At 66.6% G+C, this 26,966-nt stretch carries 21 protein-coding genes and 1 tRNA gene; 7 read left to right on the top strand and 15 right to left on the bottom strand.

Annotation, left to right across the window (positions count from 1 at the left end; genetic code table 11):
- Positions 1 to 25: 25 nt before the first annotated feature.
- From J2Y46_RS19220 to J2Y46_RS19210, 3 genes are read right to left on the bottom strand one after another with little or no spacing between them, the layout of a single operon-like run.
- Complete coding sequence (locus J2Y46_RS19220) at positions 26 to 1,876, bottom strand: hypothetical protein (protein ID WP_310244605.1); 1,851 nt, start codon at positions 1,874 to 1,876, stop codon at positions 26 to 28.
- The gene (locus tag J2Y46_RS19215) at positions 1,873 to 2,844 is read right to left on the bottom strand and encodes a PD-(D/E)XK motif protein (RefSeq protein ID WP_310244602.1); all 972 of its coding nucleotides are present in this window, start codon (positions 2,842 to 2,844) and stop codon (positions 1,873 to 1,875) included. Before J2Y46_RS19215 ends, J2Y46_RS19220 begins: the two co-directional genes overlap by 4 nt.
- Positions 2,844 to 5,423, bottom strand: a complete 2,580-nt coding sequence (locus J2Y46_RS19210; protein ID WP_310244598.1) for a Z1 domain-containing protein — start codon at positions 5,421 to 5,423, stop codon at positions 2,844 to 2,846. Before J2Y46_RS19210 ends, J2Y46_RS19215 begins: the two co-directional genes overlap by 1 nt.
- 81 nt (positions 5,424 to 5,504) lie before the next feature.
- On the opposite strand from J2Y46_RS19210, the gene J2Y46_RS19205 reads away from it, so the two are divergent.
- Positions 5,505 to 6,599 (top strand): DNA cytosine methyltransferase, encoded by a 1,095-nt coding sequence (locus J2Y46_RS19205; protein ID WP_310244595.1) that lies wholly within the window; start codon positions 5,505 to 5,507, stop codon positions 6,597 to 6,599.
- A gap of 123 nt (positions 6,600 to 6,722) precedes the next feature.
- On the opposite strand, the gene J2Y46_RS19200 is transcribed toward J2Y46_RS19205, so the two are convergent.
- On the bottom strand, positions 6,723 to 9,212 hold the full coding sequence (locus tag J2Y46_RS19200; RefSeq protein WP_310244594.1) for a toll/interleukin-1 receptor domain-containing protein: 2,490 nt from the start codon (positions 9,210 to 9,212) through the stop codon (positions 6,723 to 6,725).
- Entirely contained in the window at positions 9,209 to 10,195 is a 987-nt protein-coding gene (locus J2Y46_RS19195) for an alpha/beta fold hydrolase (RefSeq protein WP_310244592.1), read from the bottom strand. Before J2Y46_RS19195 ends, J2Y46_RS19200 begins: the two co-directional genes overlap by 4 nt.
- 736 nt (positions 10,196 to 10,931) lie before the next feature.
- On the opposite strand from J2Y46_RS19195, the gene J2Y46_RS19190 reads away from it, so the two are divergent.
- The gene (locus tag J2Y46_RS19190; protein WP_310244590.1) at positions 10,932 to 12,062 is read left to right on the top strand and encodes a tyrosine-type recombinase/integrase; all 1,131 of its coding nucleotides are present in this window, start codon (positions 10,932 to 10,934) and stop codon (positions 12,060 to 12,062) included.
- Positions 12,063 to 12,271: 209 nt separating this feature from the next.
- Here J2Y46_RS19190 and J2Y46_RS19185 read toward each other — a convergent pair.
- Positions 12,272 to 12,343 (bottom strand) — tRNA-Arg (locus J2Y46_RS19185).
- A 157-nt stretch (positions 12,344 to 12,500) separates the two neighbouring features.
- Between J2Y46_RS19185 and J2Y46_RS19180 the strand changes: the two genes are divergently transcribed.
- The 3 genes from J2Y46_RS19180 to J2Y46_RS19170 are packed head-to-tail and all read left to right on the top strand — an operon-like array spanning position 12,501 to position 15,582.
- Entirely contained in the window at positions 12,501 to 13,304 is an 804-nt protein-coding gene (locus J2Y46_RS19180) for an N-formylglutamate amidohydrolase (protein WP_310244588.1), read from the top strand.
- The gene (locus J2Y46_RS19175) at positions 13,301 to 14,515 is read left to right on the top strand and encodes a tyrosine/phenylalanine carboxypeptidase domain-containing protein (RefSeq protein ID WP_310244587.1); all 1,215 of its coding nucleotides are present in this window, start codon (positions 13,301 to 13,303) and stop codon (positions 14,513 to 14,515) included. Before J2Y46_RS19180 ends, J2Y46_RS19175 begins: the two co-directional genes overlap by 4 nt.
- Before the next feature lie 23 nt (positions 14,516 to 14,538).
- Positions 14,539 to 15,582: a glutathione synthetase gene (locus J2Y46_RS19170; RefSeq protein ID WP_310244584.1), complete on the top strand. Its 1,044-nt coding sequence runs from the start codon at positions 14,539 to 14,541 to the stop codon at positions 15,580 to 15,582.
- Positions 15,583 to 15,650: 68 nt separating this feature from the next.
- Here J2Y46_RS19170 and J2Y46_RS19165 read toward each other — a convergent pair whose 3' ends face one another.
- From J2Y46_RS19165 to J2Y46_RS19140, 6 genes are all read right to left on the bottom strand, one after another.
- Positions 15,651 to 15,932, bottom strand: a complete 282-nt coding sequence (locus J2Y46_RS19165) for a Fe-S cluster assembly protein HesB (RefSeq protein WP_310244581.1) — start codon at positions 15,930 to 15,932, stop codon at positions 15,651 to 15,653.
- 155 nt (positions 15,933 to 16,087) lie between these two features.
- Positions 16,088 to 17,863 (bottom strand): carbohydrate-binding domain-containing protein, encoded by a 1,776-nt coding sequence (locus J2Y46_RS19160; protein WP_310244580.1) that lies wholly within the window; start codon positions 17,861 to 17,863, stop codon positions 16,088 to 16,090.
- The gene (locus J2Y46_RS19155) at positions 17,815 to 18,672 is read right to left on the bottom strand and encodes a polyphosphate polymerase domain-containing protein (RefSeq protein ID WP_310244577.1); all 858 of its coding nucleotides are present in this window, start codon (positions 18,670 to 18,672) and stop codon (positions 17,815 to 17,817) included. The genes J2Y46_RS19160 and J2Y46_RS19155 overlap by 49 nt, the downstream gene beginning before the upstream one ends.
- Entirely contained in the window at positions 18,669 to 19,289 is a 621-nt protein-coding gene (locus tag J2Y46_RS19150) for a DUF4956 domain-containing protein (RefSeq protein WP_310244575.1), read from the bottom strand. The genes J2Y46_RS19155 and J2Y46_RS19150 overlap by 4 nt, the downstream gene beginning before the upstream one ends.
- Entirely contained in the window at positions 19,286 to 20,440 is a 1,155-nt protein-coding gene (locus J2Y46_RS19145; protein ID WP_310244574.1) for a bifunctional glycosyltransferase family 2/GtrA family protein, read from the bottom strand. The genes J2Y46_RS19150 and J2Y46_RS19145 overlap by 4 nt, the downstream gene beginning before the upstream one ends.
- Before the next feature lie 4 nt (positions 20,441 to 20,444).
- A complete protein-coding gene (locus tag J2Y46_RS19140) occupies positions 20,445 to 21,437 on the bottom strand; it encodes a phosphodiester glycosidase family protein (protein ID WP_310244572.1) in 993 nt (330 codons plus the stop codon).
- 286 nt (positions 21,438 to 21,723) lie between these two features.
- Here J2Y46_RS19140 and J2Y46_RS19135 point away from each other — a divergent pair, with 286 nt between their 5' ends.
- Together J2Y46_RS19135 and pntB are read left to right on the top strand one after the other, a co-directional pair.
- On the top strand, positions 21,724 to 23,271 hold the full coding sequence (locus J2Y46_RS19135; protein WP_310244570.1) for a Re/Si-specific NAD(P)(+) transhydrogenase subunit alpha: 1,548 nt from the start codon (positions 21,724 to 21,726) through the stop codon (positions 23,269 to 23,271).
- Positions 23,268 to 24,683: a Re/Si-specific NAD(P)(+) transhydrogenase subunit beta gene (gene pntB / locus J2Y46_RS19130; RefSeq protein WP_310244569.1), complete on the top strand. Its 1,416-nt coding sequence runs from the start codon at positions 23,268 to 23,270 to the stop codon at positions 24,681 to 24,683. Before J2Y46_RS19135 ends, pntB begins: the two co-directional genes overlap by 4 nt.
- Before the next feature lie 45 nt (positions 24,684 to 24,728).
- Here pntB and J2Y46_RS19125 read toward each other — a convergent pair whose 3' ends face one another.
- The 3 genes from J2Y46_RS19125 to J2Y46_RS19115 all read right to left on the bottom strand — a co-directional run bounded on the left by J2Y46_RS19125 (position 24,729) and on the right by J2Y46_RS19115 (position 26,964).
- The gene (locus J2Y46_RS19125) at positions 24,729 to 25,082 is read right to left on the bottom strand and encodes an Lsr2 family protein (RefSeq protein WP_045298277.1); all 354 of its coding nucleotides are present in this window, start codon (positions 25,080 to 25,082) and stop codon (positions 24,729 to 24,731) included.
- Positions 25,083 to 25,250: 168 nt separating this feature from the next.
- A complete protein-coding gene (locus J2Y46_RS19120; protein ID WP_084695531.1) occupies positions 25,251 to 26,174 on the bottom strand; it encodes a LuxR C-terminal-related transcriptional regulator in 924 nt (307 codons plus the stop codon).
- Positions 26,175 to 26,367: 193 nt separating this feature from the next.
- A complete protein-coding gene (locus J2Y46_RS19115; protein ID WP_310244566.1) occupies positions 26,368 to 26,964 on the bottom strand; it encodes a methylated-DNA--[protein]-cysteine S-methyltransferase in 597 nt (198 codons plus the stop codon).
- Between the last annotated feature and the right edge of the window lie 2 nt (positions 26,965 to 26,966).

Raw genomic sequence — 26,966 nt, 5'->3', positions numbered from 1 at the left:
TGGTGCTGGGCGATAGGGCAATATCTCACGCGCCACCCGGAACTCCAGTCAGCTCGAGGCGGAAGCGCGTGACCACCGAGTCGCTCAGCTCCCCGACCACTATCCACTCCCCGTGATCACCGATCTCATTCAAGCTCGCACCGGCTCGGAAGGTGGAATCTTCGGCAGCGATCCAGCCCAGCACGCTTGGCCCATCGGCCCCGCGTGGCGCTTCGGCTTCTCGGGTTCCGCCGTCGAGCACGATGTCGAAGTGCCCTCTCATAGATGAGATGGCGGTTGGATCGTCGACACGCACCCGCACGAACACTCCTAGACCGTCGAGGTAGGAATCGATCCAAGGATCTCCGACGACGTGGGCGGCAGCCGAACGACTGACCGACGCCCCTGCGGCGCCCGTACCACGACGGTTCGGGGAACCGGTGCCCACTGGGTCGGGCGCAGTCGCACTTATTGCGGCTACCAGCCCCGCTAGCCGCCTGGATCCGTGTCCGAGGCCACCGGACGAGCTCTCCGAATCCTGCCCGGGGGCCGCGGCGAAGCGGGAGTTGAGATCGTCCCTTATCCAGCGCCGCGCTGCGTCCACTACCGCGCGGGAGGCCTTGTCCAAACCCTCCGGGTTCCAGCGATCGTGGGTGGGCGGCTCCGAGGCCGCGAAATACTCATCAGCCTCGCTACTCGCTCGAAATACGCCTCCATATGCCGCGAGCGGGTCAGGGTGAGGGGGGCCCGGAAAGTAGTCGACGACGAGACCAGCCTGTCGCATGCGCGCGACATGGTGCGGGGGCCCGTCGAACGGACGCGCGGAGCTCACGACCGCGCTTTCACTGTGCGGCGCGAGCCCGCCTACCACTGCAAGATCGCCTACGTGGATACGCGGAGACGCTGTTCGGCGGTAGCTTCTGCCCTGGGCCGTGCCCAACGACATCGCCGACGCCGCGAAGGGACGAAGCGAAGGCACGGACGCGGGTTCGGGGATGACAATGTGGACTCCATCGACAATGACTGAGAAGTTCATCGCGATGTCCTGGTCAGGGGCGACGCTCCTGAACTTCGGCCACAGGTTCCAAAGCACGGCTGACGCGAGGTGAGCACCAAGCGCGGTCGGGTCCGCGAAGCCCGGCTCGTCCTCGTCGCCCACGAGACCTAAGTCTGCGCCGAGTATGACGATGCTCGTACCCGTTTCGTCTGCACCAAAGCTCGGAAGCCCAAGCTCACTCGCCACTCGAGTCGCACTTTCACCGACGAGCGGATCCACCACTCCGTCGTTGACCGTGCCCCACCAGTGTCGCCCGGTGTGTCTCCTTCCATGTTCATCCCAGAAGTCCTTGCCGAGAGAAGCGCCGAAGAATCTGCGCTCGATGCCCGCGCGGTTGCGGATCTGCGTGTCGGCGAGGATCGTGCGGACGGTGCTCGTGCGGTAGAAGATCCCCTTCCCAAACCCGTAAGTACCGCCGCCGAGTGCCGTGTCCCGTGGCTCGCCGACATTGCGGAGGAACTGGACAAAGTCGTTTCGCTCGCCGGCTTCAGGGCGGTCGGTGGCACGGATCGGGCCAGACAGGCCGCCGGTCCCACGATCCGTTACTACCAGGTACCAAGAATCCGCGTCGACCGATTGGTCGAAGCCGGGAACAGAGAGTCCTGGCGGTCCAGGCAGGAGCAAGCGCTGCCAGGTCGGCGCGCGGTCACCGATCCGCTCGACCCGTATCGAGAAGGTGACGTCCAGCTCGCCTGTACGAGCGTCCCAGCTATTCTGCGCGGCTTCTCGCACCAGAATTGTGAACTCGTCCAGGCTGGGCCGCCCGAGTTGCCGAAGGATTCCCGCCGCTGTTGTCGACCCCTCAGCGTCGAACGTTTGAGACTTCCATGTCGCATTCATCGGTGCATCCCACTCGCGATCAGTGCGGCGACCGGTCTCGCGTCGGCGTGCTCGGTGAGTAGCGCAAGAGGGATCGCGTATTCGACGTGGCTGATTCCGGTTAGTGCCGACGCATCGACTGTTTCAACCGTAAGTGCTGGCAGCTGACCGGTGACTCGGATCGCGAACGAGTCCGTTATCACGAGCCGTTCATCCGGTCCGGGCGTGGCGTATCCGATCCGCGCCAACGCGGCGGTTAGTGCGCCTGCCCCAACTCGAGTCTCAATAGACCGGATCATCTCGGCGAGGGTGCTGCCGTCCGCCGATTCCGCGACGCTGAAGACGAGTAAGTCGAGCGTCGCCCGATCGATCGCAAGTTGGCCAAATCCGTGGATTGTCACGTCAGTCGATGTGCTCGCAACGGCCTTAACCTCTAGACAGCCGTTAGGCAGCTCGAAGTCGTGTGGCCGCCCCAGCGGGCCCGTCCACATTTGGATTGCGCTGGCACCGATGTGTTCGACGCATGCCGACAGCACTGTGAGCTCAGCGAACAAGCCGTATCGTCGGTTCTTTCCGAACGCGCCAACGCTCATCGCTCGGAACATGGCGCGCCATTGGCCAAGCGATCTATCGATCGCCGCACCGGGATCCGCCGTGCCGGCGCTCGCTTCCAGTACGTCGAGGACCAGCTCGTCGAACACGTCGAAGAGTCTCGGAGTGGCGCACCGGACATCGAGAAAGCTCTCGCGCACCCCGCCGAAGGTCAGGGTGCGGACCGCGTCCTTGAGCGGAGAATCTGCTTCGCTCCACTCTCGTGCCGGAATGCCCGTTCGAACCAACAGGTGCCGAGCTCCGTTCTCGTCGAGCGCCAGACGTGCGCCCTCGGCTTCGAGACCTCGGATCGGCAGCGAGGCGAAGTTGTCAACCTCTGAAGACTCGAGGACCTGCCAATCGCCGCGCAGCATCGCTCGCGTAAGCGTTTCAGCCACTACACATCCATTTCGGGGCCCTCGAGGTCGTCCTCGTAGGCGGCCGGATCCTCCGTGATGACTCCCGTGAGATCAACCGCCACCTTTTGAGCAGCAAGCTGATTCCGAGTGGCCGGCTCGCCGGGGAACACGATGCCGAGACCGATGACTGGTCGTGCCGCGGCCAGAGGATGGCGGAGTGCGCGTGTCGAATCACTCACACGATCGATGGGATAGATGACGAGCAGACCGCGGTTCTTGCCCAGCGGGGTACCGTCTCGGAGCTCTCTGAGTTGCTGTTCGTTCATCGCGTCGAGCTCGCTAAGCGTCCTGCCGAGGTCGATTCCCCGGTCGCGCGGGTTCATCAGGGTCTTGATGTCAGCCTTCGATCGCTCGCCGTCGAGGCGAGCACGGATGACGGACTTCCATTCACGCCCCCCTAGCTCGACCCTTTCCGACGGGCTGGACGGCGGACCCTCGACGACAGCAACGGACCATTTTTCGAGGGATGCGGGGGTGTCTGAGACTTGCCGCTCGATGTAGTCGTTCATGAGCCTGCGATCCATATCGGGCGAATCGTCATGTACTTGGTAGGAACCAAGAAACTGTCGCACAGTGCTCCAAGTGACATCCCGGAAGAGAGTTGCGTATCCGTTAGTCTCTTGATCGTTGTCGCTGATCGCACTGAGGAGTCGATCTGCGGCCCTGAGGTTCTGATCCAGCCAGCCTGCATCGTCAGGTCTGAAGTACCGGGTGTACAGCCGGCGTCCGGCGAATGACACATACGCAGGCTGGGCCGCGCCCATTTTCGCGGTGATCCTCAAGAAGGGATGAGTCTTTACTCGAACCGCGACTTCCAGCGGCGTGAGATTCTGCCGTTGATAGTGGTCGATGTCATCGCGCATCTCGCGCTCCACCGCAACGAGGTGGCGGTAGAAGTCGCGTAGATCCGCTGTCATCCAGATGCGGGGCAGATCCTCATACCCGTGGCGGTAGCCGAACCATCGGCCCATCTGCATGAGCGTGTCGTAGGTGCTTGCGGATCGCACGAAGAATGAGACCACGAGTCCTTCGAGCGTGAGACCACGCGACAGAGTGTTTCCGCCGATGGCGATTGCGACGAGGGGCTTGTCGTCCTCGTACACCAGCCGCTCCTGGCTATAGGAGTTGTCGAGGATGACACGTGTGCTCTCGACCACCGTCGCCAAATAAGGGGCGATCTGGTCATAGGTCTCCTGCACACGGTCCCACGTCTCAGCCGGCACCTTTGCGGATTCGTCGTCCCACAAGTCGCGGAGCTCTGCGTGGACGGCCGATGTCGGGTCGCTCAGCTCGTCCAATAGCTCGTTTCGCACGGCGGTCACGGGTGCCTTGAAGGCTTGATGCGTCGCCACTGGGATCGCCGTGTGGATCAACATGGTGCTGTGCGCCGTGGCGTCTCCTCGCGCGTGCCTCGCCGCTGTGGCGAGCCAGAACCAAAGGATGGCACGCCGCAAGTCGGCCGTGATGACGGGGCGAAAGTTCTGCGCAGCTGCGCGGTTGACCGGCCTCAGCATGGGTACGTCCGCATCGGGAACGACCCGGATCATGTCAAAGCCGTCATCGCTTGCGGGGTCGTCGGAAGGGAGGTCGTTGCCGAAAATGCGCTCGGGGCCGAAATAACCGTTGGGAGTCGGCAGATTGAGGATGAAGCTCTTCGGATAGAGGTCGTCCGACGTCGGGTCGATAAACACGTTGGCGAATGGCGTCGCCGTGTAACCGATGTAGGTATGACGCGGAGTGATATCAAGCAGTTTCCGAATCTTGGGATTGATCGACGCGGTCGCCACCGACGCTTGGTCCGCTTCGTCGTCGATGATCAAGACCCGCATGTCCTCGAGGGCCTTCCGCCCGGAGACCGTATCCAACCACTTGATCAGCCGGGTCAATACGGTGGCGTTCTTCTTCACGATCGCGAGCGCGGTTTTCGTCGGGTCGCTGAACACCGTGACGGGCGGATTCGGCGGCTGCTGAAAATCCCCGACCGCGCCGGTGAGCAGGAGCCAACGGGTGGGATTCTGAGCGTGGAGCTGTTCCTCCAGACGCTGCTGAGTCTGCTTGCGAAGGCCGTTGTGTACACCAGCCAGGATGATCACAAGCCGATACTCCTCGTCCGCGAGCTTTGCGACTACCGACATGAAGTTCGTCGTCTTGCCGCTCTGGACGTAGCCAACGACGAGCCCCTTCGAGTCGAATGCGGGCCGCCTGGGGTCGGGGGTGTGGGCCACGACAACACTTGACGCGTGGTCGATACTCGGGAGCGCGACTCGCTCCTTTCCCTTTGCGAACACGGTACGCAATGGGTTCCAGTAGATGGCTTCCGCTGAAGGCCCGGGATACCACGCCTCGCCGCCCGCACTCAAGATGGGTGGATCCAGATTCTGGACGGCCGCGACCCTGTCCCTGTAGTGCTGACCGAGCGCCGTTGCCGCGTCAACGCCCAGCATCGACGTGAACCTGACTATCGCGACGTCCACGCCGTACTGGCGGGCGAACGTGGCGAAAATCTCGAACGAGTCGGTGTCGACCGCCATGGCGTCATTCCCCTTCAGCTTGCTCAATCGCAGACTAGCGGGATGCCGAGCGCAGTCTCAGCCGGCGTGCCGACCGCGTGCGTCGGAAGGGCGAATTAGACTTCGATCATGCCTTCTGAGATTCGGGTCGTCGATCTGTTCGCTGGTGCTGGCGGATTGACGGCAGGTCTCCATGCAGCCTCAGATCGGTTTCGTGTCGTGGCAGCGGTCGAGTGGGATCTAGCGGCTGCTGCGTCGTACGAGGCCACCTATGGAAAAGGCCTGGTCTACGCGGGAGACATCAAGACTTGGCTCGACCAGGAACAGGTTCCCAATGCGGATGTCATCATCGGTGGCCCCCCGTGTCAAGGCTTCTCGAGTCTCGGCAAGCAGGACGTCGAGGACGAACGCAACTCCCTGTGGCAGGAGTACGCGCGGACAATTCGCCTAGCTGCGCCGAAGTTCTTCGTCGTGGAGAACGTGGCCGAGTTCAAGAAATCTCCGCAGTACGTGCAGTTTCAGGCCGCGACGGGTCGAGGTGGGTCGCTCGCGGACTACGACTTCCGGGCTGAAGTCCTGAATGCTGCAGATTACGGCGCACCTCAGAGCAGGAAGCGTACCGTCATTGTCGGCTATCGCCGGGATCTCGGATTTCCGGGCTTCCCGGCCCCCACCCACGCGGCGAAGCCGAACGGCGAACTGAGCGCTCATGTGACGGTTTGGGACGTCCTCGGGCGAGTGCCCGGGGCACCGGATCGAGACTCGCTTCTTGGCTCGCGCCTAACTGAGTTCAGGGGGAAGCGTTTCGCCGGGGAGTTCGCTGCCCGAGATATGCACTGGAGCCGCAATTACACTGAGCTATCCCGCCGCCGCTTTGCAGTCATTCCAGCCGGCGGCAACCGGAGGGACCTCGAGCCTTATCCCGACCTTATGGCGCCTTGCTGGGTCAAGCACAAGAGTGGGTCTGGGGATGTCATGGGTCGACTTCACTGGGATCGCCCGTCGGTGACGATCCGGACTGAGTTCTTCAAACCGGAGAAGGGGCGGTATCTGCACCCGCAGGAGGACCGCGCAATTACCCACTATGAGGCCGCGCTGCTTCAAGGTTTCGGCCACGACCACCGATTCGTTGGCTCGCGGACGGAGATCGCGCGCCAGATCGGGAACGCGGTACCCATCCCGCTCGGCGCCGCGATCGGCCAGTTGCTCGCCGACACCATTTGACTCGTCTTGGGGTGCTTGATTTTCGCGGTGCTGGCGTGCGGCGATTCAGCATTCCATTGACTTTCACAGGCACGATGTACCCATCGTCTCGGGCGGCGTGACGGTTCGCGGCCGACGTCGGCCTCACTCGCGCTCGCTCGCGTAGTCACGGCTAGCACTGGCTAGCAGACTCCTCACCCGCGACGTCATGGGATGCCCTGCCGAGAGTACGCCTTCCACGTCTGCTGCCAGGGCGCGCAGATCCTCAAGTGTTCCCGGCGCCGCCGTCGCCACACGCAGCCGAAGCATCTGCTCTCTTGCTTTGAGAGTGCCCACTGCGCGTTCGCCGATTGTCTCGGCGAGTTGACGTGTCGCCTGTTCGTAAAGCGCGAGAGATTCATCGACTCGACCTGCCCGAGCTGCTGACGCTGCCCAGAGCACAACTGATTCGAGATAGTCCCGATGGGCCGTGCCCAGCACTTCACCACGCTTGGTAGATACGTCTCTGAGGATGTCGCAAGCATCCACGGCTCTTCCGGTCGCTCCCACTATGAGCGCGAGGTTCTGTCGCGCTTCCAGCGTCATCGGGTGGGTCGCGCCCAGATGAACCTCACACAGCGCTATGGCCTCCTCTTGACTGCGCTCGGCGGCATCGAGTTGACCATTCTTCTCGTAGGCAGCGGCCACGCGAACTAGCGCCTCGATCCGTTCGATCACTGACTCTGCCGCCTGAAGGCGCTCCTGTAGCCACGGCAGCACGTCGGCGACGTCCCCCCTCGCAAGCAAGGCGGCGGCTCGTTCCTGGTCAACGCGGACTTTCAAGTCGGGATCCGCGACGATCGTCCTATCCAGTACTTCCAGCGCTTGCTCCACGAGACCCGCTTCCCGGTAGCTGGTCGCGAGGCTGAGTTCGACCGCCAAGCGTCCATCGGACGGGGTGGCGCTTTCGCCGTAGCGCGCCAGGACATGAGACAAGGCCGCGATTGATTCAGCGTGGCGTCCTTGCAGGCGCATGGTATTGCCTAGATCAGCAAGTGCCGCGAGGGTAAGCGGATGGTCGAAGCCGAGCATTTCGATGGCCTCCTCAATAGCGGCCTGCTGCAGTTGTGAGGCGCGATGGTGGTCGCCCAAGTCGGCGGCGAGGGTCGCGGCGAGGCCGAACGCGCTGAGTCGAGTCTCAGGCTTGGTCCGCAACCGACTCATGAAGGTCGCCAACTGAGCAGCCTCGAGGCCCTGCTGAGGGCGACCAGACTCTCGCCATACTGTACCCGTCCAAATGCACAGCAGCACGACTGAATCGCCAAAGTAGCGTTCGTCAATCGACACTCGTTCGACAAAACGAGAAATGTGGCGCAGAAGGCTTGACGCGTCCGCGGAAGTCGGCGCAGGAAGCAAGTCCAGGAGGCGCCGTGCGATACTCGCAACGATTTCCGAAGATGCGGCCGCCAGGATGAGGTCGATTAGCTGGGGGTCCAGCTCCATTCCGTTTGCGCTGGCGGTGAGCAATTCTCGGTCCACGAGGAGCGAAATGAGCTCCTCATCGCCCTCACGTCGGAGGTCGCCGCGGACCCACAGATCCGGGATGAAGGCTGCCAACGCGAGCCGTTCGAGCACGTCAGCGGACTCATCTGATCCTGAATCGCTGATCGACTCCCATCCTCGGCCGGCAGACGGCGCCCAGCGCAACACTTCTTCGAACGCACGCACGCCCTGAGCACTGGTCTCGCCTTGAACTGAGCTTGCGTCAAGATCGAGTACGTCGTGCCCCACCACGTAAAGTCTGGGTGAATTGGGCACTCGCCGAGCCGTTATCAGAATGCGGTTTTTAGCCGCGTGACGTTCGAGAATCCGTTCGAACCATCGCGGCGTTGGGTTGTCATCGCAACTATCGATCACAAGGAGCTGGTGGCCCGCCCGCATTGCCTTTTCAGTCGACCTAATTTGCCGTGCAAATGAGTCCCTATGTGACCGCAACTGCGTATCGATCCAATGAACACCTGCGTAACGAGAGAACTCGCGGTACACGAACTCCGCCGCCAAAGCCGTTTTTTCGGTGCTGGCTGGTCCAATAAGTAGCGATACGCCAAGCGACTTTGCCCGCAGACGATTGAGATACGTTTCGGCACCGGCTAGCGGTCGACGGCCAGGCATAGTGCCCCGGACCGCCAACCGTTCCACGCTCGATGCGGGGCTGCTGAGATTGGCGATGTGAATACGCAGCGCATTCGCAACTGGTTGCAGATGATTCTCATCTGACAGATGCAAGTAATGCCGATTAGAGAGCCAACTCGGAAGTTCAGGAAGATTTGCGCCCGCTAAGACTACGGGGAAAATTCTCGAGTCCGGCAGGAAAGACCGCGCAATCTGGGTCTCAAACTCAACGGCGGGGGATCGGAGACTTGCTTTGCTGACGATGGCGACGAAAGATCCGGACGAATAGACGGCTTCCGCGGTTGATTCACTAACCATGGAACTAGAAGTTCCATCCGGCTGCCAGACCGATGTCCCGCCACTTCGCAGCTGGTGGATGAGCAGATCAGCGATCGATTGATCTTCTTGGGCGAAGGATACGAACGTGTCCCAGCGCTGAGCGCGGATCGAAGGCATGCTGCCGTTGGTCAGGGGCCAGTTCATTGAAGAATCCCGTAGTGCTTGTACAGTATGCCAGTTCGAACTTCCGCAACTTCGCCGGAAGTGATCAGACCCATGTCCTTCATTGCATCGATTTCGCGGATCTTCTCTACGAGGTCGGCTGGCGGAGTGATCGCGCTCTCGAGGCTGTTGAGGCCTGACTCGGCCTTCGCATCCTGTTCGGACGCTGCTCGATCTTGCAGACGGGTGATGAAGCGGGAGATGCCGAGGTAGACGTCAGCATCCCGATCTTGTGGCTTGGCGATCGAACTGTGATCTGCGTCGATCGGTGTGGTGACGCAGTCGGTGATGCCCGGGTTGGCGCTAGTTGGATTCACAACCAAAACTGCTCCGAACCATCGCCGCGTTTTGCGCGTCTCGCGGTATGCGACAGTTTGAATTCCCAAGGCGCCCGCGTTCTGCCTATACCAGTTTCCGAGTTCCTCGAGATGAGAACAGTGAGCTCGAAGCGAGAGAGTGGTAAGTGTCGGCCTCGCCGGGCCAACCGTTCCGATAAAGGTCGCGAGGGTCGACCCCGAGTGCGGTGTCGCTAGGAATGCAACACCCATGGTTGACGTAGATATCGTCTGGATATCCAACAGCTGCACACCCTCGGCATGGCGCAACATCTGCTTGACGATGAGCCCCCCGAGGCTATGGCACACGAATGCAACCTTCCGCGAGCCAATGCCGTTATCGCGAAGGCGATCAATCAGCGTCGGGACCCGATCAGGCAGAGACATGCCACTACCGCGGTCAGTCCACTTGGTTGCGGCCGCCGGATACCCGAGCGACCAAATTACCGCGCCTGGATGGTCGTCCGAGAGCCAGTGGAGCCAGGTCGACTCGCCGGCGCCCCATGTTGTATCGATGCTTCCACCCAGGCCATGAACGAACACGACGTCGAGGGTCGCGGACGCGTCATTGCCGGGAGGTGAGATGCGGACGAGTCGAGAAGAGGGATCACGAGGAAACGAACGGGTCACCGCACGTCCCTCCGTCTCGGTCGCGAGCTCTGCGACCGATTGTCAGGCCCGGACGCGTCCCCTGCGAGATGGACGCTCGGCGATAGACTAGCGGACCGTCGACGGATCGTCTCGAGCAAGTATGTTCTATCCACTGCTACGTCGGCTGGAGGATTCTCACCCAATCTGACGGACGTCCGCACCAGACCGAGCTGGAACGAAGTCGTCAACACTCCGCCGAGCTCTCGCCGTCGGAGGATGCGAACACCATCGAGAACCGCCTTCTCGATCACCATCGGCAGACAAAAGCACACCAAAGTGCTCCACACGGCGGTCCAGCGCGAGCAAATGCAACCTGTCGGTGAAGCGCGGTGCTCTTCAGTGACGACGTCGCCGACGGCCGCGTCATCACCGTCCCGGCCCCGTGATCGCCCTTTTCGAGACGGCGCGCGACCAAGATTGAGCTTTCCTCGACATCCAGCCGTTCAGCGATCGGGCGCGGCGCAGTGCTCGTCGTCGAACGGCTGCTAAGCGATGCGCGCCAGCGCGGAGTCTGCAAGAAGTGAGCGGCGAGAACGGAGTCGGGCCCGACCGCTACACTCTCGGCGTCGGAGGGAGGCGCCCCTCCACCTCAACGCCAGTCGACGACGTCTTTCGCCATCTATCCACATCTCTCACCGGCCGCATTGACGGCGTCCGATGAGTGTCCGACACTGGCCCGATACTGACCCTGAATTCGGCATGAGCGGAGGGCGAGATGGGCACCATCACCCCGTACGAGACGGCGAAGGGGCGCCGCTACCGCGTGCGCTACCGCAAGCCGGATGGCGCCGAGACGCAGAAGCGGGGCTTCACGACGATGCGCGAGGCGAAGCTTTACCTGTCCATGGTCACCGTGTCGAAGTCGAAGGGGGAGTACATCGATCCCGTGGCGTCGCGGGTGCCAGTCCGAATGTTCGCCGACAGCTGGCTGCGGTCGAAGCAGCCGCCGATGTCGAAGCCTTCGTACTACATGACGCTCGAGCGGGCGTGGAAGAACCACGTCGCTCCCGTCTGGGCGGACAGGGAGATCTGGTCGATCCGGCGCTCCGAAGTACAGGATTGGGTGTCCGACCTCGCGACGCAGAAGTCGCGGACCGTGGTGATCCGCGCCCTAGGAGTCCTCGCCGGCATCCTCGACGTCGCGATCGACGATCGCCGCCTCGCGAGCAATCCGGCCCGCCATGTGCGCAACCTCCCTCAGCGCGGGCCCGGCAAGCGCCGTGTCTATCTCTCGCATGACCAGGTGGCGACGTTGGCGGCGTGCTCGGCGTATCCGACTATGGTCCTGACCTTGGCGTACACCGGCCTGCGCTGGGGTGAGGCGACCGGACTGCGGGTCCGCAGCGTGAACCGCCTCCGACGGCGCTTCGTGATCGAGGAGAACGCGGTGATGATCGCCTACGAGATCCACGTCGGCACGCCAAAGACGCACGAGAAGCGCTCGGTGCCCTACCCGGAGCGCCTCGCGCCGATGATCGAACAGGCCTGTGCTGGCAAGGGCCCGGAAGGGCTGCTCTTCGGCGACGGCGTCAACCACATGCGCAACTCCGGCGCACAGGGGTGGTTCGCGAACGCGGTCCGGCGTGCGCAGGCTGTGGATCCATCGATCCCCCGACTGACGCCTCACGACCTCCGCCACACCGCCGCTTCCCTCGCGATCAGCTCCGGCGCCAACGTGAAAGCCGTGCAGCGGATGCTCGGGCACGCCTCGGCGGCCATGACGCTCGACACCTACGCCGACCTTTTCGACGACGATCTGGATGCCGTCGCATCGCGCCTCAACGACGCCATGCCGCTCGTGGCGCTGCCCGCGGGTCCGCAGACCCGCTACGCCCGACCGCAGTAACCCGCGGAGAGCAGATTGCTCAGTTTTCCGAGGCGGCTCGACACGCCGAAGATGCTCGTTTTCGTCGCTTTGAGACGCCGGACGACGGGCTGCGTGGGGCGTTCCCTTCGGCTCATAGCTTTCTCAAATGCGGCCAAAAAGCGGCCAAAAACGCCTTCTAGGTGGTCTGACCACAGAAGAAATACCTGGTCAGAGGCAAAAAGATACTGTGCCCCTGGAGGGACTCGAACCCCCAACCCTCTCCTTAGGACGGAGCTGCTCTTCCATTGAGCTACAGAGGCAGGCGGCATCCAGTCTATGACGGGAAGTCCTGCCCGGCCCACGCGCGGCAAGGCGGCCCGATCGCGTGTACCGCCAGGCTCCCTCGCGCGGATACGGGGGCTCCGGAGCCCTGTCAAGACCTTGAGGCCCGGCTCCGCCCGGGAAAACAATGGGCTGATGGTCATCACGGAGCGCTCCGCGTTCGAATTCGTCGGCGATTGGAGCGGACAGTTCATCGCCACGGCGATTCACAATGGGCACGACGTCCGGCCGGAGGTCGCGGCCGAGCTGATCCTGTCCGATGAGGATCGGCTCCGGGAGGAAGACCCGCACACCGGTGAGATCGGCGCACTCGTCCCGGCCCGCGTCGTGGTGCGTCGGTCGCGCTTCGAGGTCGACCTGAACCGCTCGCGAGAGAAGGCCGTCTACCGTTCGGCGGAGGAGGCGTGGGGGCTGGAGGTCGTGCGTGATCCACCCCTCGATGTGGCTGTCGTCGCGCGATCTCTCGAGGTCTACGACGCGTTTTACGGGGAGCTCGGCCGGCGACTGGACGTGGTCGCCGAACGCGGCCCGTTCGTGGTGTTCGACATCCACTCCTACAACCACCGCCGCGAGGGTGCGGCGGCGTCGGAGGCCCCCTGGGCTGAGAATCCCGAAGTGAACGTCGGCACGGGATCGCTCGACCGGGACCGCTTCGGATCCGTGGCGGACGCCTTCATCGACTCGCTCACTCAAGCCGGGACGTCAGCGGGACCACTCGACGTGCGCGAGAACGTCCGCTTCCGCGGGCAGCAGCTCGCCGCCTGGACACACGCTCGTTACCCAGGCAGAGCTGCCGTGCTCGCGCTGGAGTTCAAGAAGACGTTCATGGACGAGTGGACCGGCGAGGCGGATCACGCTCGCATCGACGAGCTCGCACGCGCGGTGGCGTCGACGATCCCAGCGCTCCGAGAAGCGCTCGTCGAGGTGGCGACACCGTGACGAGCGACCCGACGCATGCCTCCGGCGCCGGCGGGCCCGAGACCGACGTCATCGAGAAGGGCGCGTTCTCGGCCGCCGACCTGGCGGCGGACCATGCCATGGCGTCGCTCGCGGGGACGGTGCGATTCCTGCTCGAGATGACACCGGTGAACGCGGACGACGTCCGTGCGCAGTTCCTTGCCGACCCCGAGGTCGACCCCGTGTTCGAGTATCGCGCCCTGGATGTCGACCCCGCGGTGCTCGATGCCCAGGTGGCTGCACTGCCGCTCGACGCCGTCAGCGACACCACCCTTGCGGCGCTGCTGCGCAACCGGCAGCGCGAGATGACATTGCGGGTGGAGATGTTGCGCGCCCGGAACACGCCCGAGTTCCTGCAGCTGTCGATCGCACAGTACGGGCCGGTGCTGCCGGCGCTCGTGGACATCGCCGACGATCTGCTCAGCCGGCTCCCGTACGGGAAGCTCGAACAGGAATCCGTGGGCGCGGAGACGTTCCTCGCGGCTGCCAAGGCCGAGATCGCCCACTACCGGTCGATCGACCCGGATGCGGAGCTCCACGCCGAGATCCGCGACGACGTCTCGGGCGTGCTGGTCGAGGGCAACACACTCCTCATCTCGCGGAACGCGGCCGTGGCCGCCCCCCGCGTCGATGCCCTCCTGCAGCACGAAGTGGGCACACACCTCGTGACGCAGGTCAACGGCCTCGCGCAGCCCATCCGCATGCTCGGCGCCGGGCTTGCTCACTACGACGAGACGCAGGAGGGCCTCGCGGTTCTCGCGGAGATCGCGTGCGGCGGGCTGACGGCTTCTCGGCTGCGCCAACTCGCGGCGCGTGTGGTCGCGGTGCACGCGCTGGTGGGCGGCGCGAGCTTCGTCGAGACGCATCGTCTGCTCACCGGTCACGGCCTGCCCGCGGGCAGCGCCTACAGCGTCGCCATGCGGGTGTACCGAGCCGGCGGATTCACCAAGGACGCCATCTACCTGCGCGGGCTGCTGGCCCTCCTGGAGCACGTGGCGCATGGCGGTGTGCTCGACCTCCTCTTCCTGGGCAAGTTCTCACTCGAGGACCTGCCTCTCGTGCAGGACCTGGCAGACCGCGGGCTGCTCGCACCGGCTCGCCTCACGCCGCGCTACCTGTCGGAGGCTCAGACGGCCGGCAGGATTCACGATGCCGCCCGTGCCGACGACCTGGTGTCGCTGGTCAACGCCTAGCCACCCCTGCTTGAGGAGCCCACATGAGAATCGGTTTCGTCGTCAACGACATCGCCACGGAGCAGCCCATCTACTCGACGACGCGTCTCGCGATGAGCGCTGCCGCACGCGGGCACGACGTGTGCCTCATGGGTCTTCGGGACTTCGGCTACGAACCCGACGGATCGCTCTCGGCGATCACCGCGACCGCGACCTCCGGCAAGCGCTACCGGTCACTCGAGCGCTACCTCGAAGACGTGCAGTCCGCGACCCGGGCGCGCACCGGGCTCGACGACTTCGATGTGCTCATGCTCCGCGCCGACCCGGCGGCCGAAGCCGCGGACACGGCGTGGGCGAGCACGGCCGGGCTGGCGTTCGGGCGGATGGTCGCCGAGACGGGCGTCCTCGTCGTCAACGATCCGCGCTCCCTGGCCGACGCCACGTCGAAGGCGTATTTCCAGCACTTCCCGGAGGTGGTGCGCCCGCGCACGCTGATCACACGCGACGAGGATCGGGTCCGCGAGTTCATCGACGAGCTCGGGGGGCGTGCGGTGCTCAAGCCCCTGCAGGGCTCGGGTGGTTCCGGTGTGTTCCTGGTCGACTTGAAGCGGGAACGGAACATCGCCCAGATCGTCGAGGCGATCGCCCGCGACGGGTACGTGGTGGCTCAGGAGTACCTTCCCGCGGCGAAGGACGGCGACGTGCGGATGTTCGTGATGAACGGCCGAGCGCTCGAGATCGATGGCGTGCACGCCGCATTCCGCCGGAGGCCCGGGGAGACGGATGTGCGGTCGAACATGTCCGTCGGCGGGAAGGCCGAGGCGGTGAGGGTCACCGACGAGATGCTCCACCTGGTGGATGCGGTACGCCCGAAGCTCCTCGCCGACGGCATGTTCCTCGTCGGACTGGACATCGCGGGCGACAAGCTGATGGAGGTCAACGTGTTCTCGCCCGGGGGCCTCGGATCCTGTGCCGCGTTGTACGGCATCGACTTCGCCTCGGCAGTCATCGACGACCTGGAGCGCAAGACAGGGATGCGCGAGCACTACGGCAGTGAATTCCCCAACGTCCAGCTCGCGACCGCGTGACGATCAGGACGGCGCACGACAAAGGCCCCGACACCCGATAACGGATGCCGGGGCCCGAAGCGCCGAGATCAGCCCTGGGATCCCAGGGCGAAGCGCACGGCACCGTCGTTCGACAGTTCGGCGTCGAGCACGCGGTCGTCGAGCGCGGCCGCAGCCCTCTCGTCGAGGAAGACGCGGGCGCCTCCCTCGGTGACGACAGTGTCGGCCGGCCCCGGGGCAGGCGCGACGCTCAGCTCGAATCCTTCCGAGCCCCCGGTGTCGCGGATTCGCACACCGCCCTCGTCAGCAAGGGGCACACGGGCGACGAGTTCTTCGACGGCCTCGGCGGCGGTCTGGGTCAGCGTGAGCATGCTTTTCCTTTCCGTTTGCGGTTCCGGACCGGCCACGATTCCGAGATCGACGTCGGTATGCAACCTCTACGCGCCGTGCGGCGTGCATTCGGAGGGACTTCCCACGTTCGGTCGCCGCCCGCAGCCCGGCGCATGCGGCGACCGAAACCGCCGGATCAGGGACGGCGGCCGCCGCCGCCCATACCGCCGCCCATGCCTCCGCCGGACACGTCGACCCCCTCCGACACCGTCGCCGCCGTCACGCCGTTCACCGTGATCGTGAACGACCCGCCGTCGGCGACCCCGGGCCCGCTGTAGAACACGGCGCCGAAGCTCTGATCGGCGTCGAAGCTCGCGATCACGGTGCCCGAGGCATCCGTCACCTCAACGGTGTCGCCCGCCGAACCGCTGGCGGTCGCGGCGACCCACTGCTGGGAACCCGTCGGCGTCACCAGCACGGATCCTGCGACGAACACCTCGCCGCCGTCGATCGTGATCGCGCCGTTGGCGTCGAGCGCGCCCTGGCCGCCGGCCGAGCTCGGACCGCTGACGACCGTGGTCCCACCGGTGATCGAGATCGTGCCGTTCGAGTCGAGGCCGTCGCCGACCGCGGCCACGCGCACGTTCCCGCCGGAGATCGTGATGGTCTCGCCGGTGTCCTGCTCGCCGCCGCCGCTCATGCCGCCGCCCATGCCGCCGCCCTGCGTGTCGGATGCGGTCCCGCCGGCGCCGTTCACGCCGTCGTCGCTCGACGTGATGTCGACCGTGCCGCCCGAGATGGCGACATCCGTCGCCTCGAGGCCCTCATTCGACTCCGCGACAGTGACGTCGCCGTCGCGGATCTCGAGCCGCTGCTCGGCGTGGATGCCGTCGTCGCCCGCGGACACGGTGACGGTCCCGCCGCCGATGCCGACCGATCCGTCGGAGTGGACGGCGTCGTCGGCCGCCTCGATCGTGACGTCGCCGCCGTCGATCGCGACGACGACGCCCGCGGTGACCCCCTTGGGGGAGTCGTCCGAGGTCGAGGCATCCGTCCCCGCGGTGAGGGACAGGGTGCCGCCCGTGACGACGGCGTCCGTCGCCGCGGCGATGGCGTCGTCGCCGCTCGTGGCCGTCACGGTGCCGCCGGTGATCGCGACGAAGCCCTGTGCGGCGTCGTCGGCCTGGTCGCTCTTGAACGCATCACCGCCGGCGGTGAGTTCGAGCGTGCCGCCTTCGACGGTGAGCGAGTCCTTGCCCCGCAGTGCGTCATCGGCCGCGTCGACCGTGATCTCGCCCGACAGGATCACCAGGTCGTCCGTGCTCGTGACGCCGTCGTTCCCGTTGCCCGAGATCGAGAGCGCGCCGGTGCCCGAGATCGTGAGGTCGGTGTCGGCGTAGATCGCGGCGTTCGCATCTGCGTCGTCAGCGTACGACGACGCGTCCGAGACGCTGTTCTCACTGCCGGCCGCCAGCGAGATGGCGACGTCATCCGCGCTCGTCACGGTGATGGCAGGGGAGTCGGATGCTGCGATCTCGACGTCGTCGAGGATCAGCACGACCTGCGCGTCCCCGGGCGCGGCGACCACCACCTGGCCGTCGAGCGATCCGGAGAGCCGGAACACCCCGGCCTCCGTGATGGTGACGGTCGAGCCGTCGACGCTCACGGCCCCGGAGTCGCTCGACGCGGAGCTGCCCGAGAGCGTGATGTCCGCGGCATCCGTCTCGCCCCACTCGTCGTCCTTCACGACCGTGACGTCGGCGTTCGCGGCGAGCACCGCCGCCGCGCTGAGGTCGGAGTCGACGACTGCCGCGGTCTCGGTGGTCGTGGCGTCGGTGGTCGCGGTGTTCGTCGATGCGACGGTCTGCGTCGCGCAGCCGGCGAGCACCAGCGCGGCGACGGCCAGGGGCGCGGCCGCCAGGATCAGGCGGCGACGGTGCTCGATAGGGCGGCGGTGGGGCTGGCGGGGCATGATGCGTCCTCCTTGGTGATGGCGATGGTCGGGTGGGTCGTGTGCGCGGCGCGGTGCGTGATGTCGAACGGACCGCGCAGCAGCCGCGCCCAGCGATTGCGGGGGAGGGTCGGATGAAGCGCCGCGAGGCCGGTGGCGTACTTGCTCACCGTCGCGGGCCTATGACCGGCCCGCCACAGCGCGCGGTCCACATCGGACGGCCGGGCGCCCGACTTCGTCTCGACGATGGCGAGGCCGGGAAGGGCGAAACCGCCCCCGTCGGGCTCGATCCACTCGAGCGCGATGTCGATGGTGGCGCGGCCCGCTCCGCCGGCGGCGAGCAGGGTGGCTCGGCGGTAGCGGGTCAGCAGCGTCGCGTCGAGTTCATCCGCCCGGTCTGCGGCGACCCCGATCGCCGCGAACGCGTCCGCCACATCGTCGCGGGCGTCGTCGGTGAGCCGGTCGCGGTGTCGCGGGTCGTACTCGTCGCGGTCCTTGACGGTCGTGCCACGGGCGCCGCGCGTCTTGATCTCGAGGTAGGACGTGCCTGTGTCGAGGTAGCTGCGCGTGCGCAGCTTGAAGCGTCGTCGTCGGGGCTGCGCGGCCATGTGGAAGCTCAGCAGGTCGGGGGTGTCGAAGTACACGGACTCGTATGCGAAGTCGCGGGCGCCATCGATCTCGAGCACACGAGTGCCGGGGTCGAGCGCGGCGAGCACCGGTTCGAGGCCCGCGCGCGGCACGACGTACTTCCTGTCGACGCGAGTGAGGAGGGATGCCTCGGCCACGAGCGCGTCGAGCGAGACCCGGTCGAAGCGGTCCAAGGCGGTCATCGCGCCGCCGTCTGCATCGCGGGCGCGGTCGCCGCGGTGGCCAGGCTCGTGGTGGGTCGCACGGCTGCCCGCGGGATCCGGTAGCGGACATCGACCAGCGTCGTGTCGTTCACGAGGTCGAGCTCCTGGACGGTGGTCGAGGCGACGGTGCCGCCGAGGCGCTCTTCGAGTTCGGCGCGCAGCTCGCGATCGTCGGAGATCGCCCGGTCGAGGCGCACGACCTGGTGGCGCGCCCGCGAGAGCAGGGCCGGGTGGTCGGCGCCCCACAGCACCGCGAGGATCAGGGCGACGAGCGCCGCCACCGGCCACGGATCGGTCTGGGGGAGTCCTGTGACGAGGCCGATCGCGAGCGCCGCGAAGTAGTACGCCACCTCGCGCTGCGAGATCTCGGACGAGCGCAGCCGGATGATCGACAGCACGCCGAACAGACCGAGCCCGAGCCCCAGCGCGACCTCGGCGGTGCCGAGGACGGCGGCGACGACCATCACGCCGACGTTCACCCCCAGGAACGCGACGACGAGGTCGCGGCGGTGGTGCCGGCGGTAGTACAGGCCGAGGCTCAGCACGAGGGCGGCAGCGAGGTCGATGCCGATCAGGATCAGTGCACTGGTGGTCATGGGTTCCTCCGGGTGGGGTGTTCGGTGTGATCCAGTCGACCCGCTGCCGCTATGGGGTTCCTATGGCGGGAGTCAGCCCGCCTTACGAGTTCGGCACGGGGCTGCTGAGTGCCGAACACGAAGGTGCGCTGCACGCCGTAGCTCGTCACGAACAAAACCGCCTCGGTCGCGACCTTGGCCACGACGAGCGGGACGCCGAAGCGTGTGAGCGCATCCAGCCACACGATGTTCGATGCCAGGAGTGCGACGGCCAGCACGGCGTAGCGGGCGGCCTGCCGCAGCATCCGTCCGCGTTCGGAGAGCGCGCCGGTCGAACCGGCGCGGAAGACGACGCGTCGGTTGATGACGAAGTTCACGGACGCACTCACGCCGCGCGCCGCCACGATGGACGGCACGAGAAGGCCGGTGAGCGCGTGGAGAACCAGCAGCATCACGGTGTCGACGGCGAACGCCAGCAGCGACGATCCCGCGAAGAGCAGCAGCGGGAGCATGATGCGGAGCGAGTCCACGATCGGGCGGAAATGACTCGACGCGTTGCCGTCGAGGTACACGGTCTCGATCGGCACCTCACGCGTCGCGACCCCGTCGCGCCGGCAGCGCAGCAGCACGTTCTGCTCGTACGCGAATCGCTCGCCCGGCTGGTCGCGCACCCACGCGAGCAATTCAGAGGGGATGCCGCGCAGCCCCGTCTGCGTATCGCTCAGCGTCCAGCCGGCAGCGAGCCGGAACACTCCCCGGGCCACGGCATTGCCCGCACGAGATCGCAGCGGAACGCGGCCGGTGAACGCGCGGCAGCCGAGGATCAGCGTCGGGGCGCCGCCGGCGGCGTCCTCGCGGAGACCGTCGGCGACCAGGCGGATGTCGTGCACCGTGTGCTGCCCGTCCGCATCGGCCGTGACGACATCGTCACCGGGGTGCGCGGCCATCGCATGGTCGAACCCGGTGCGCAGCGCTGCGGCCTTGCCGAGGTTCGTGTCGTGATGCAGCACCGTCGCGCCCTCCGCCGCGACGACGGCGAAGATCGGCGCGTATGCCGGGCCGCTCCCGTCGTCGACGACGACCACCTCGACGTCGGGGTCGGCGGCGAACAATCCGGCGACGACCGGTTCGAGGCGCGAACCCGGCTCGTAGGCCGGGATGAGCACGATCACGGCGTCACTCCGCGTCGGCCGCGGACGCGTCGGCGATGTAGAGGATGTCGCTCGTGCCGCGCTCGCCGCCGTTGGAGGGCGAGTTGACCACCTCGCCGTTGAAGTACATCGTCGACGAGCCGCCGCCGTCGAGGTTGTACGCGGTGGTGGCGCCGAGGTCGAGCATGATGTCGGCGAGCTCGGTGAGGGTGACGCCGGCGCTGTACCCGGACTGGCGTCCGTCGACGACCACGAACACGAGGTGGTTCTCGTCGATCACGCCGACGGCGGTGCGCGGCTGGTCGCCCTGGATGGAGTGGTTGCCGAAGTTCGTGTCGATCTCCGTCGTCTCGATGCCGTCGACGACGGTGCCGTCCTCGACGATCGCGGGGCCGAAGCTCAGGGTGTTCCACGCGCCGTCGGCCAGCAGCTCATCGGCGGTCGTCGTCGTCTCGTCGTACACCTCGACGCGGCCGTCCGTGTAGAACACGAGCCCCTCGCGGGCGGGCTCATCGCGGAAGACCACCCCGTTGCGGATCACGATGCCGGTGTCGCGGAACCCGTAGTAGTCGCCGTTGATCGCGAAGATCGCGCCGTTGTCGGCGGCGATGCTGCTGGTGAGTTCGGTGATGTTCTCGCCGAACTGGTCCTTCGCGAAGGCGCTCTGCAGCGTGGTCGCGTCCGACAGGGTCACGTCGGCGACGTAGTAGGTCACGGTGTCGGAGCCCGAGCCTTCGGTGACGGTCGAGATCGTGATCGATGTGGCGCCGTCCGCGTACGACGTGCCGGTGACGGTGGCGCCGGCATTCGTCGTCGATTCCGCCGTGGAGTCGACCGTGGAGTTCTGCGCCTCGTACTCCGACACGTCGGCGATCTCGACATGCTCGACGAGGAAGCGGTCGGTCGCCCAGACGGCCCCTGCGCCTCCCGACAGGGCGACGACGAGGCCGGAGGCGATGACGGCGTTTCGGACCCGACGCTTGCGGGTGCCCTTGTTCGCACTGCTCTTGTTGTCCATGCCTCCATGGATATGAGTCCGACTTACGACGACCTTCGCCGCGCGCTATGAACCGCCTGGCGCGAGCATGTGCGTTCGGCCAGACCGCAGCGCGCGACGGAAGAACGGGGATTGTGGTGCGCGCGGAGCAAATTCTGTGATTCTTGTCATCGTGTCGGGTCGCAATGCACGGGATATCTGCATCGCGGTCTGACATGGTGGAGGCGTCGCCGCGAGCACCGAAGGAGGTCTCGCGGACCTCCCTGTCGCCGCAGCCGACGCTGTCGCACCCGACCCAGAGGAACGCATGACCCGCATTGGCATCGTCGCCGAGGCGCCCGGAGAGACCCGGGTGGCCGCGACTCCGACCACCGTCCCGAAACTCATCGCCCTGGGGTACGACGTCGTCGTGGAAGCCGGGGCCGGGGCCGCCTCGTCGTTCCCCGACGCCGCGTTCGCGCAGGCCGGTGCGGCCGTCGTCGACGGTGCGACGGCGTGGTCGGCGCCCGTGGTGCTGAAGGTCAACGCGCCGACGCCTGGCGAGATCGACCGGCTCGCCGACGGGGCGACGATCGTCGCGATGCTGAGTCCCGCACTGCGGCCGGATCTGGTCGAGTCCCTCGCCACGCGGGGTATCACCGCGATCGCGCTGGACGCGGTGCCGCGCATCTCCCGCGCACAGTCGATGGACGTGCTGAGTTCGATGGCGAACATCGCCGGCTACCGCGCCGTCGTCGAGGCTGCGCACGAGTTCGGGCGCTTCTTCACCGGCCAGGTCACGGCGGCAGGCAAGGTGCCGCCGGCGAAGGTGCTGATCGCGGGCGCCGGCGTCGCGGGACTCGCGGCGATCGGCGCGGCCTCCAGCCTCGGCGCGATCGTGCGGGCCACCGACCCGCGCCCGGAGGTCGCCGACCAGGTCGCGTCGATCGGCGGCGAGTACCTCGAGGTCGTCGTCCCGGAGGAGGCGAAGCAGGTCTCGTCCGACGGGTATGCGAAGGCGACCAGCGAGGCGTACGACAAGCGCGCGGCCGAGATCTACTCGGAGCAGGCGGCCGACGTCGACATCATCATCACGACAGCGCTCATACCCGGGCGCCCGGCGCCGCGCCTGATCACCGCCGCGGACGTGGCCTCGATGCGCTCGGGCAGCGTCATCGTCGACATGGCCGCGGGCCAGGGCGGCAACGTCGAGGGGTCGGTCGCGGGGGAGAGGGTCGTGACCGACAACGGCGTCGTGATCCTCGGATACACCGACCTTCCCGGTCGGCTGCCTCAGCAGGCGTCGCAGCTGTTCGCGACCAACCTCGTCAATCTGCTCAAGCTGCTCACCCCCGGCAAGGACGGCGAGCTCACCCTGGACTTCGACGACGTCGTGCAGCGCACCGTCACCGTCGTGCAGGACGGTGCGGTCACGTGGCCCCCGCCCCCCGTGCAGGTGTCGGCCGCGCCGGCGAGGGCCGCAGCCGCCGCCCCGGCGGTCGTGGCGCCGAAGAAGCCGATGTCGGCGGGCGCCCGTACCGGCCTCATCGTCGCCGGGATCGCCGCGCTGTTCGCGATCTGCGCGTTCGCGCCGCCGCCGTTGCCGCAGCACTTCCTGGTGCTGACACTTGCGATCGTCGTCGGGTTCTACGTCATCGGCCACGTGGCGCACGCGCTGCACACGCCGCTGATGAGCGTCACGAACGCGATCTCGGGCATCATCGTGGTCGGCGCCATGGTGCAGATCACCGTCCCCGATCTCACCGTGCAGATCCTCGCCGCCGTCGCGGTGCTGCTCGCGTCCATCAACATCTTCGGCGGCTTCGCCGTCACGCGGCGCATGCTCGCGATGTTCCAGAAGGGTGACACCCGATGATCGCGGTCGCCGGCCAGGTCGCGGGCGCCGCCTACATCATCGCGGCGCTCCTGTTCATCCTCAGCCTCGCAGGGCTCAGCAAGCACGAGACCAGCCGTCGCGGGGTCGTGTTCGGCATCGTCGGTATGGCCATCGCGCTCGTCGCGACGGTCGTCCTGGTGGCGGCCGGGGCGTGGGGGCAGCCGTCAGGCGCGCTCGGGATGACCCTCCTCGTCGTCGCCGTGCTCGTCGGCGCCGCGATCGGGCTGTGGCGAGCGCGGATCGTCCAGATGACCGGGATGCCCGAGCTCATCGCGCTGCTGCACTCCTTCGTGGGTCTGGCCGCGGTGCTGGTCGGCTGGAACGGCGCCCTCTATGACACCGGACTCACCGGGGTGCTGGCCGACATCCACCACGCGGAGGTGTTCATCGGCGTCTTCATCGGCGGTGTGACCTTCACCGGGTCGATCGTCGCGTTCCTCAAGCTGTCGGCGCGCATCTCGTCCAAGCCGCTCATGCTGGCCGGCAAGAACGCCCTCAACCTCGGCGCCCTGGCCGCGTTCCTCGTCCTCACGGTCTGGTACGTGATCACGCCCGAGCTGTGGCTCCTGATCGCCGTGACCCTCCTCGCGCTCGCGCTCGGCTGGCATCTGGTCGCCTCCATCGGCGGTGGCGACATGCCCGTCGTCGTTTCGATGCTCAACAGCTACTCGGGATGGGCGGCGGCAGCGGCGGGCTTCCTGCTGAACAACGACCTGCTCATCGTCACCGGTGCGCTCGTGGGCTCGTCGGGTGCATACCTCAGTTACATCATGTGCAAGGCGATGAACCGGTCGTTCCTGTCGGTGATCGCCGGCGGCTTCGGCATCGAGGCGCCCACGGGTGGCGACGAGGATCACGGCGAGCACCGCGAGATCGACGCCGAGGCGGCTGCCGACCTCCTCGCGGGCGCCTCCACCGTCGTGATCACGCCCGGCTACGGCATGGCGGTCGCGCAGGCGCAGCACGGGGTCGCCGACCTCGTGCAGAAGCTGCGCGAGCGGGGCGTCGACGTCCGGTTCGGCATCCACCCCGTCGCCGGACGCCTTCCCGGCCACATGAACGTGCTCCTCGCCGAGGCGAAGGTGCCCTACGACATCGTGCTCGAGATGGACGAGATCAACGACGACCTGTCGGGCGTCGACGTCGTGCTCGTGATCGGCGCGAACGACACCGTCAATCCGGCCGCGGCCGAGGATCCCTCCAGCCCGATCGCCGGAATGCCGGTGCTGCGCGTCTGGGAGGCCGACAACGTCATCGTGTTCAAGCGCTCGATGGCGTCGGGATACGCGGGCGTGCAGAATCCGCTCTTCTACCGCGACAACGCGCAGATGCTCTTCGGAGACGCCAAAGAGAAAGTCGACGAGATTCTCTTCCAGCTCTCACGCTCGTGAAAGCTTTCGGCGAATCGTCGATGAAAGGCCGCGAGGCGGCATGCGTCAGTGCGCCGCCTCGTAGGCTTCGAGAACGGATGCCGGAACCCGGCCCCGCTCGGATACCTGGTAGCCGTTCTGCTTCGCCCATTCGCGGACGCCGCTGTAATCCTGCTGTCCGCTGCGGCGGCGCTTGCGTCCGGCTGAGGCGGCGCTGGACGTCGCTCGGGCGGACGACACCGCGCGCGCCGCGTTGGTGTAGCGCTCGAGGGCGCCGCGCAGTGCGGCGGCATTCTCGTCGGTGAGGTCGATCTCGTACGCGACGCCGTCGAGCGAGAACAGGACGGTCTCGCCTTCGCCGGCTTCCAAAAGGGTTCCGTCGATGTCATCGACGAGCTGGTGAACGATTCTACGGGCCATGAGGGAACAATACGCCGAATTGTCGCCACAGCCTATTGATGAATTCCGCGGCGGTGGATAACCGCGATCCTGCGAGGCAATTTCGGGGGATCGAGGGAAATTCGGACGCGACTGTCCGGAATGGCGGCGATCCGGCGGACCTCTTGCCCGCGGCGCCGACGGCGGAGATCAGGGAAGGATGCCGGCGCGACGCGCGGTGACGACCGCGGCGTGCCGGGTCGAGGCATCCAGCTTCGCCATCGCGGACTGCAGATACGACTTGACCGTGCCCTCTTTGAGGTCGAGGGTCGCCGCGATCTCGGCGTTGGTCGAGCCGAGCGCCGCGCAGGCGAGCACGTCGATCTCGCGCGGCGACAGCCGCACGTCCAGCTCGACCGCCGGCTCCGATGCGTCATGCGAGAGCGCGGCCAGCCGCTGCTCGAGGCGGTCCAGGCGCGCGCGCAGCGCGGGGTCGTCGATGATCGCCGCGATGCTGCGCAGCTCCGCGTACGTCTCGCGCAGTTCCTCACGCGTGGTCGCTGGCATCGCGGCCGGTGCAGCGCGCGTGGGGGAGAGTGTCAGTCTCCGCTGAACTTCGTCGCGGATGCGCAGTTCGCTGGAAAGCTCCTCCGCCACCGCGAAAGCCGGGCGGGCGACGACGTCTCCGACGGGGGATTCGGCCCACGATCCGCAGTAGATGACGCCGCGGGCGCGCCCGCCGACCATGACGGGGACGGCGAACAGCGTCGCGATCCCCTCACCGAGGACGGCGCGGTCGTAGTCGTGCGTGATGCTGCGTGACGACCCGTAGTCCAGCGCGAGCCGCGGCCGCTTCTCGACGAGCGCGCGCCCACCGAGACCGCGAGAGGCCTCCACGACGAGCCCCTGGAGGTTGCGGGTGCGGGCGCCGTGGATGGACGTGACGTGGATCGCGTCGCCGAGCGCGAGCCCGCCGAAGGCGACCGGGAAGCGAGTGCGGCGCACGAGCTCGGCCACCGCGTGATCGAGGGCCTGCGCGTCGCCGGGATCCCCGTCGAGCGCATCCACGACGGCGCGGACCCCCGCACCTGTGTGATCGGGGGCCGGTGCGCGATGTGGGAGGGACGCGCCCACGGCTACCTGCTTCCGGCGTGACGGCGTCCTCGCCGCCCTTCTCGTAGCGTCGACCTTACCATTCGGGGGTATCGCCCTCGGCGGACGGGACGTGTCTTCGAGGAGGATCGCGAGGCCCGCGGGCGTCGCTGTGCCGCGCGGACCTCGCAGCGTGCGGGCGGCCTACACGCCCGCAGCCTCGACCGGCTCGGCTTCAGTGCGGAGCCGGAGTCTCGGGTGCATCGGCGGCGGTCGGGGCGGCCGGAAGGCTCGGCCCCTGTTCGAGATCGATGAGGAACCGCTTCACCTCAGGTCGCCCACCGTATTCACCGAGCGAGCCGTCGGCGCGGATGACGCGATGCACCGGCACGACGACGGAGAACGGCGTGGTGGCGCACGCGGTCCCGACGGCGCGCGCGGCGCGGGGGGTGCCGGCCGCGATCGCGACCTCCCCATAACTCGCGGTTTCGCCGTAGGGGATGTCGCACACGGCCTCCAGCGCGGCGCGCGTGAAGCCGCGGACGAGCCGCCAGTCCAGCGGCAGATCGAACTCCTCGCGGTCGCCGTCGAAGTACTCGTCGAGCTGCGTCACCGCGCTCTCGAACGCGTCGGCGGCACTGGGGGCGGCGGCGTCCGTGTCGTCATCGGGGACGGGGACGGCGCGCAGCTGCAGGGCGATGCGCTCGATCTCGGAGTGCAGCGGGCCGTCGAAAGGGTGGAGGGTCACGATGCCGTCGCCGGTCGTGACGATCAGGATGTCGCCGATGGGCGACGGGTGGACGCGGTAGCGGGGCGGATCCTCCGGGGTCATGC

The organism is Microbacterium sp. BE35, assembly GCF_031457705.1.
Taxonomy (GTDB): Bacteria; Actinomycetota; Actinomycetes; order Actinomycetales; family Microbacteriaceae; genus Microbacterium; species Microbacterium trichothecenolyticum.
Note: the sequence above shows the minus strand (reverse complement) of the source record. Positions and strands in the feature narration are given on the sequence as shown.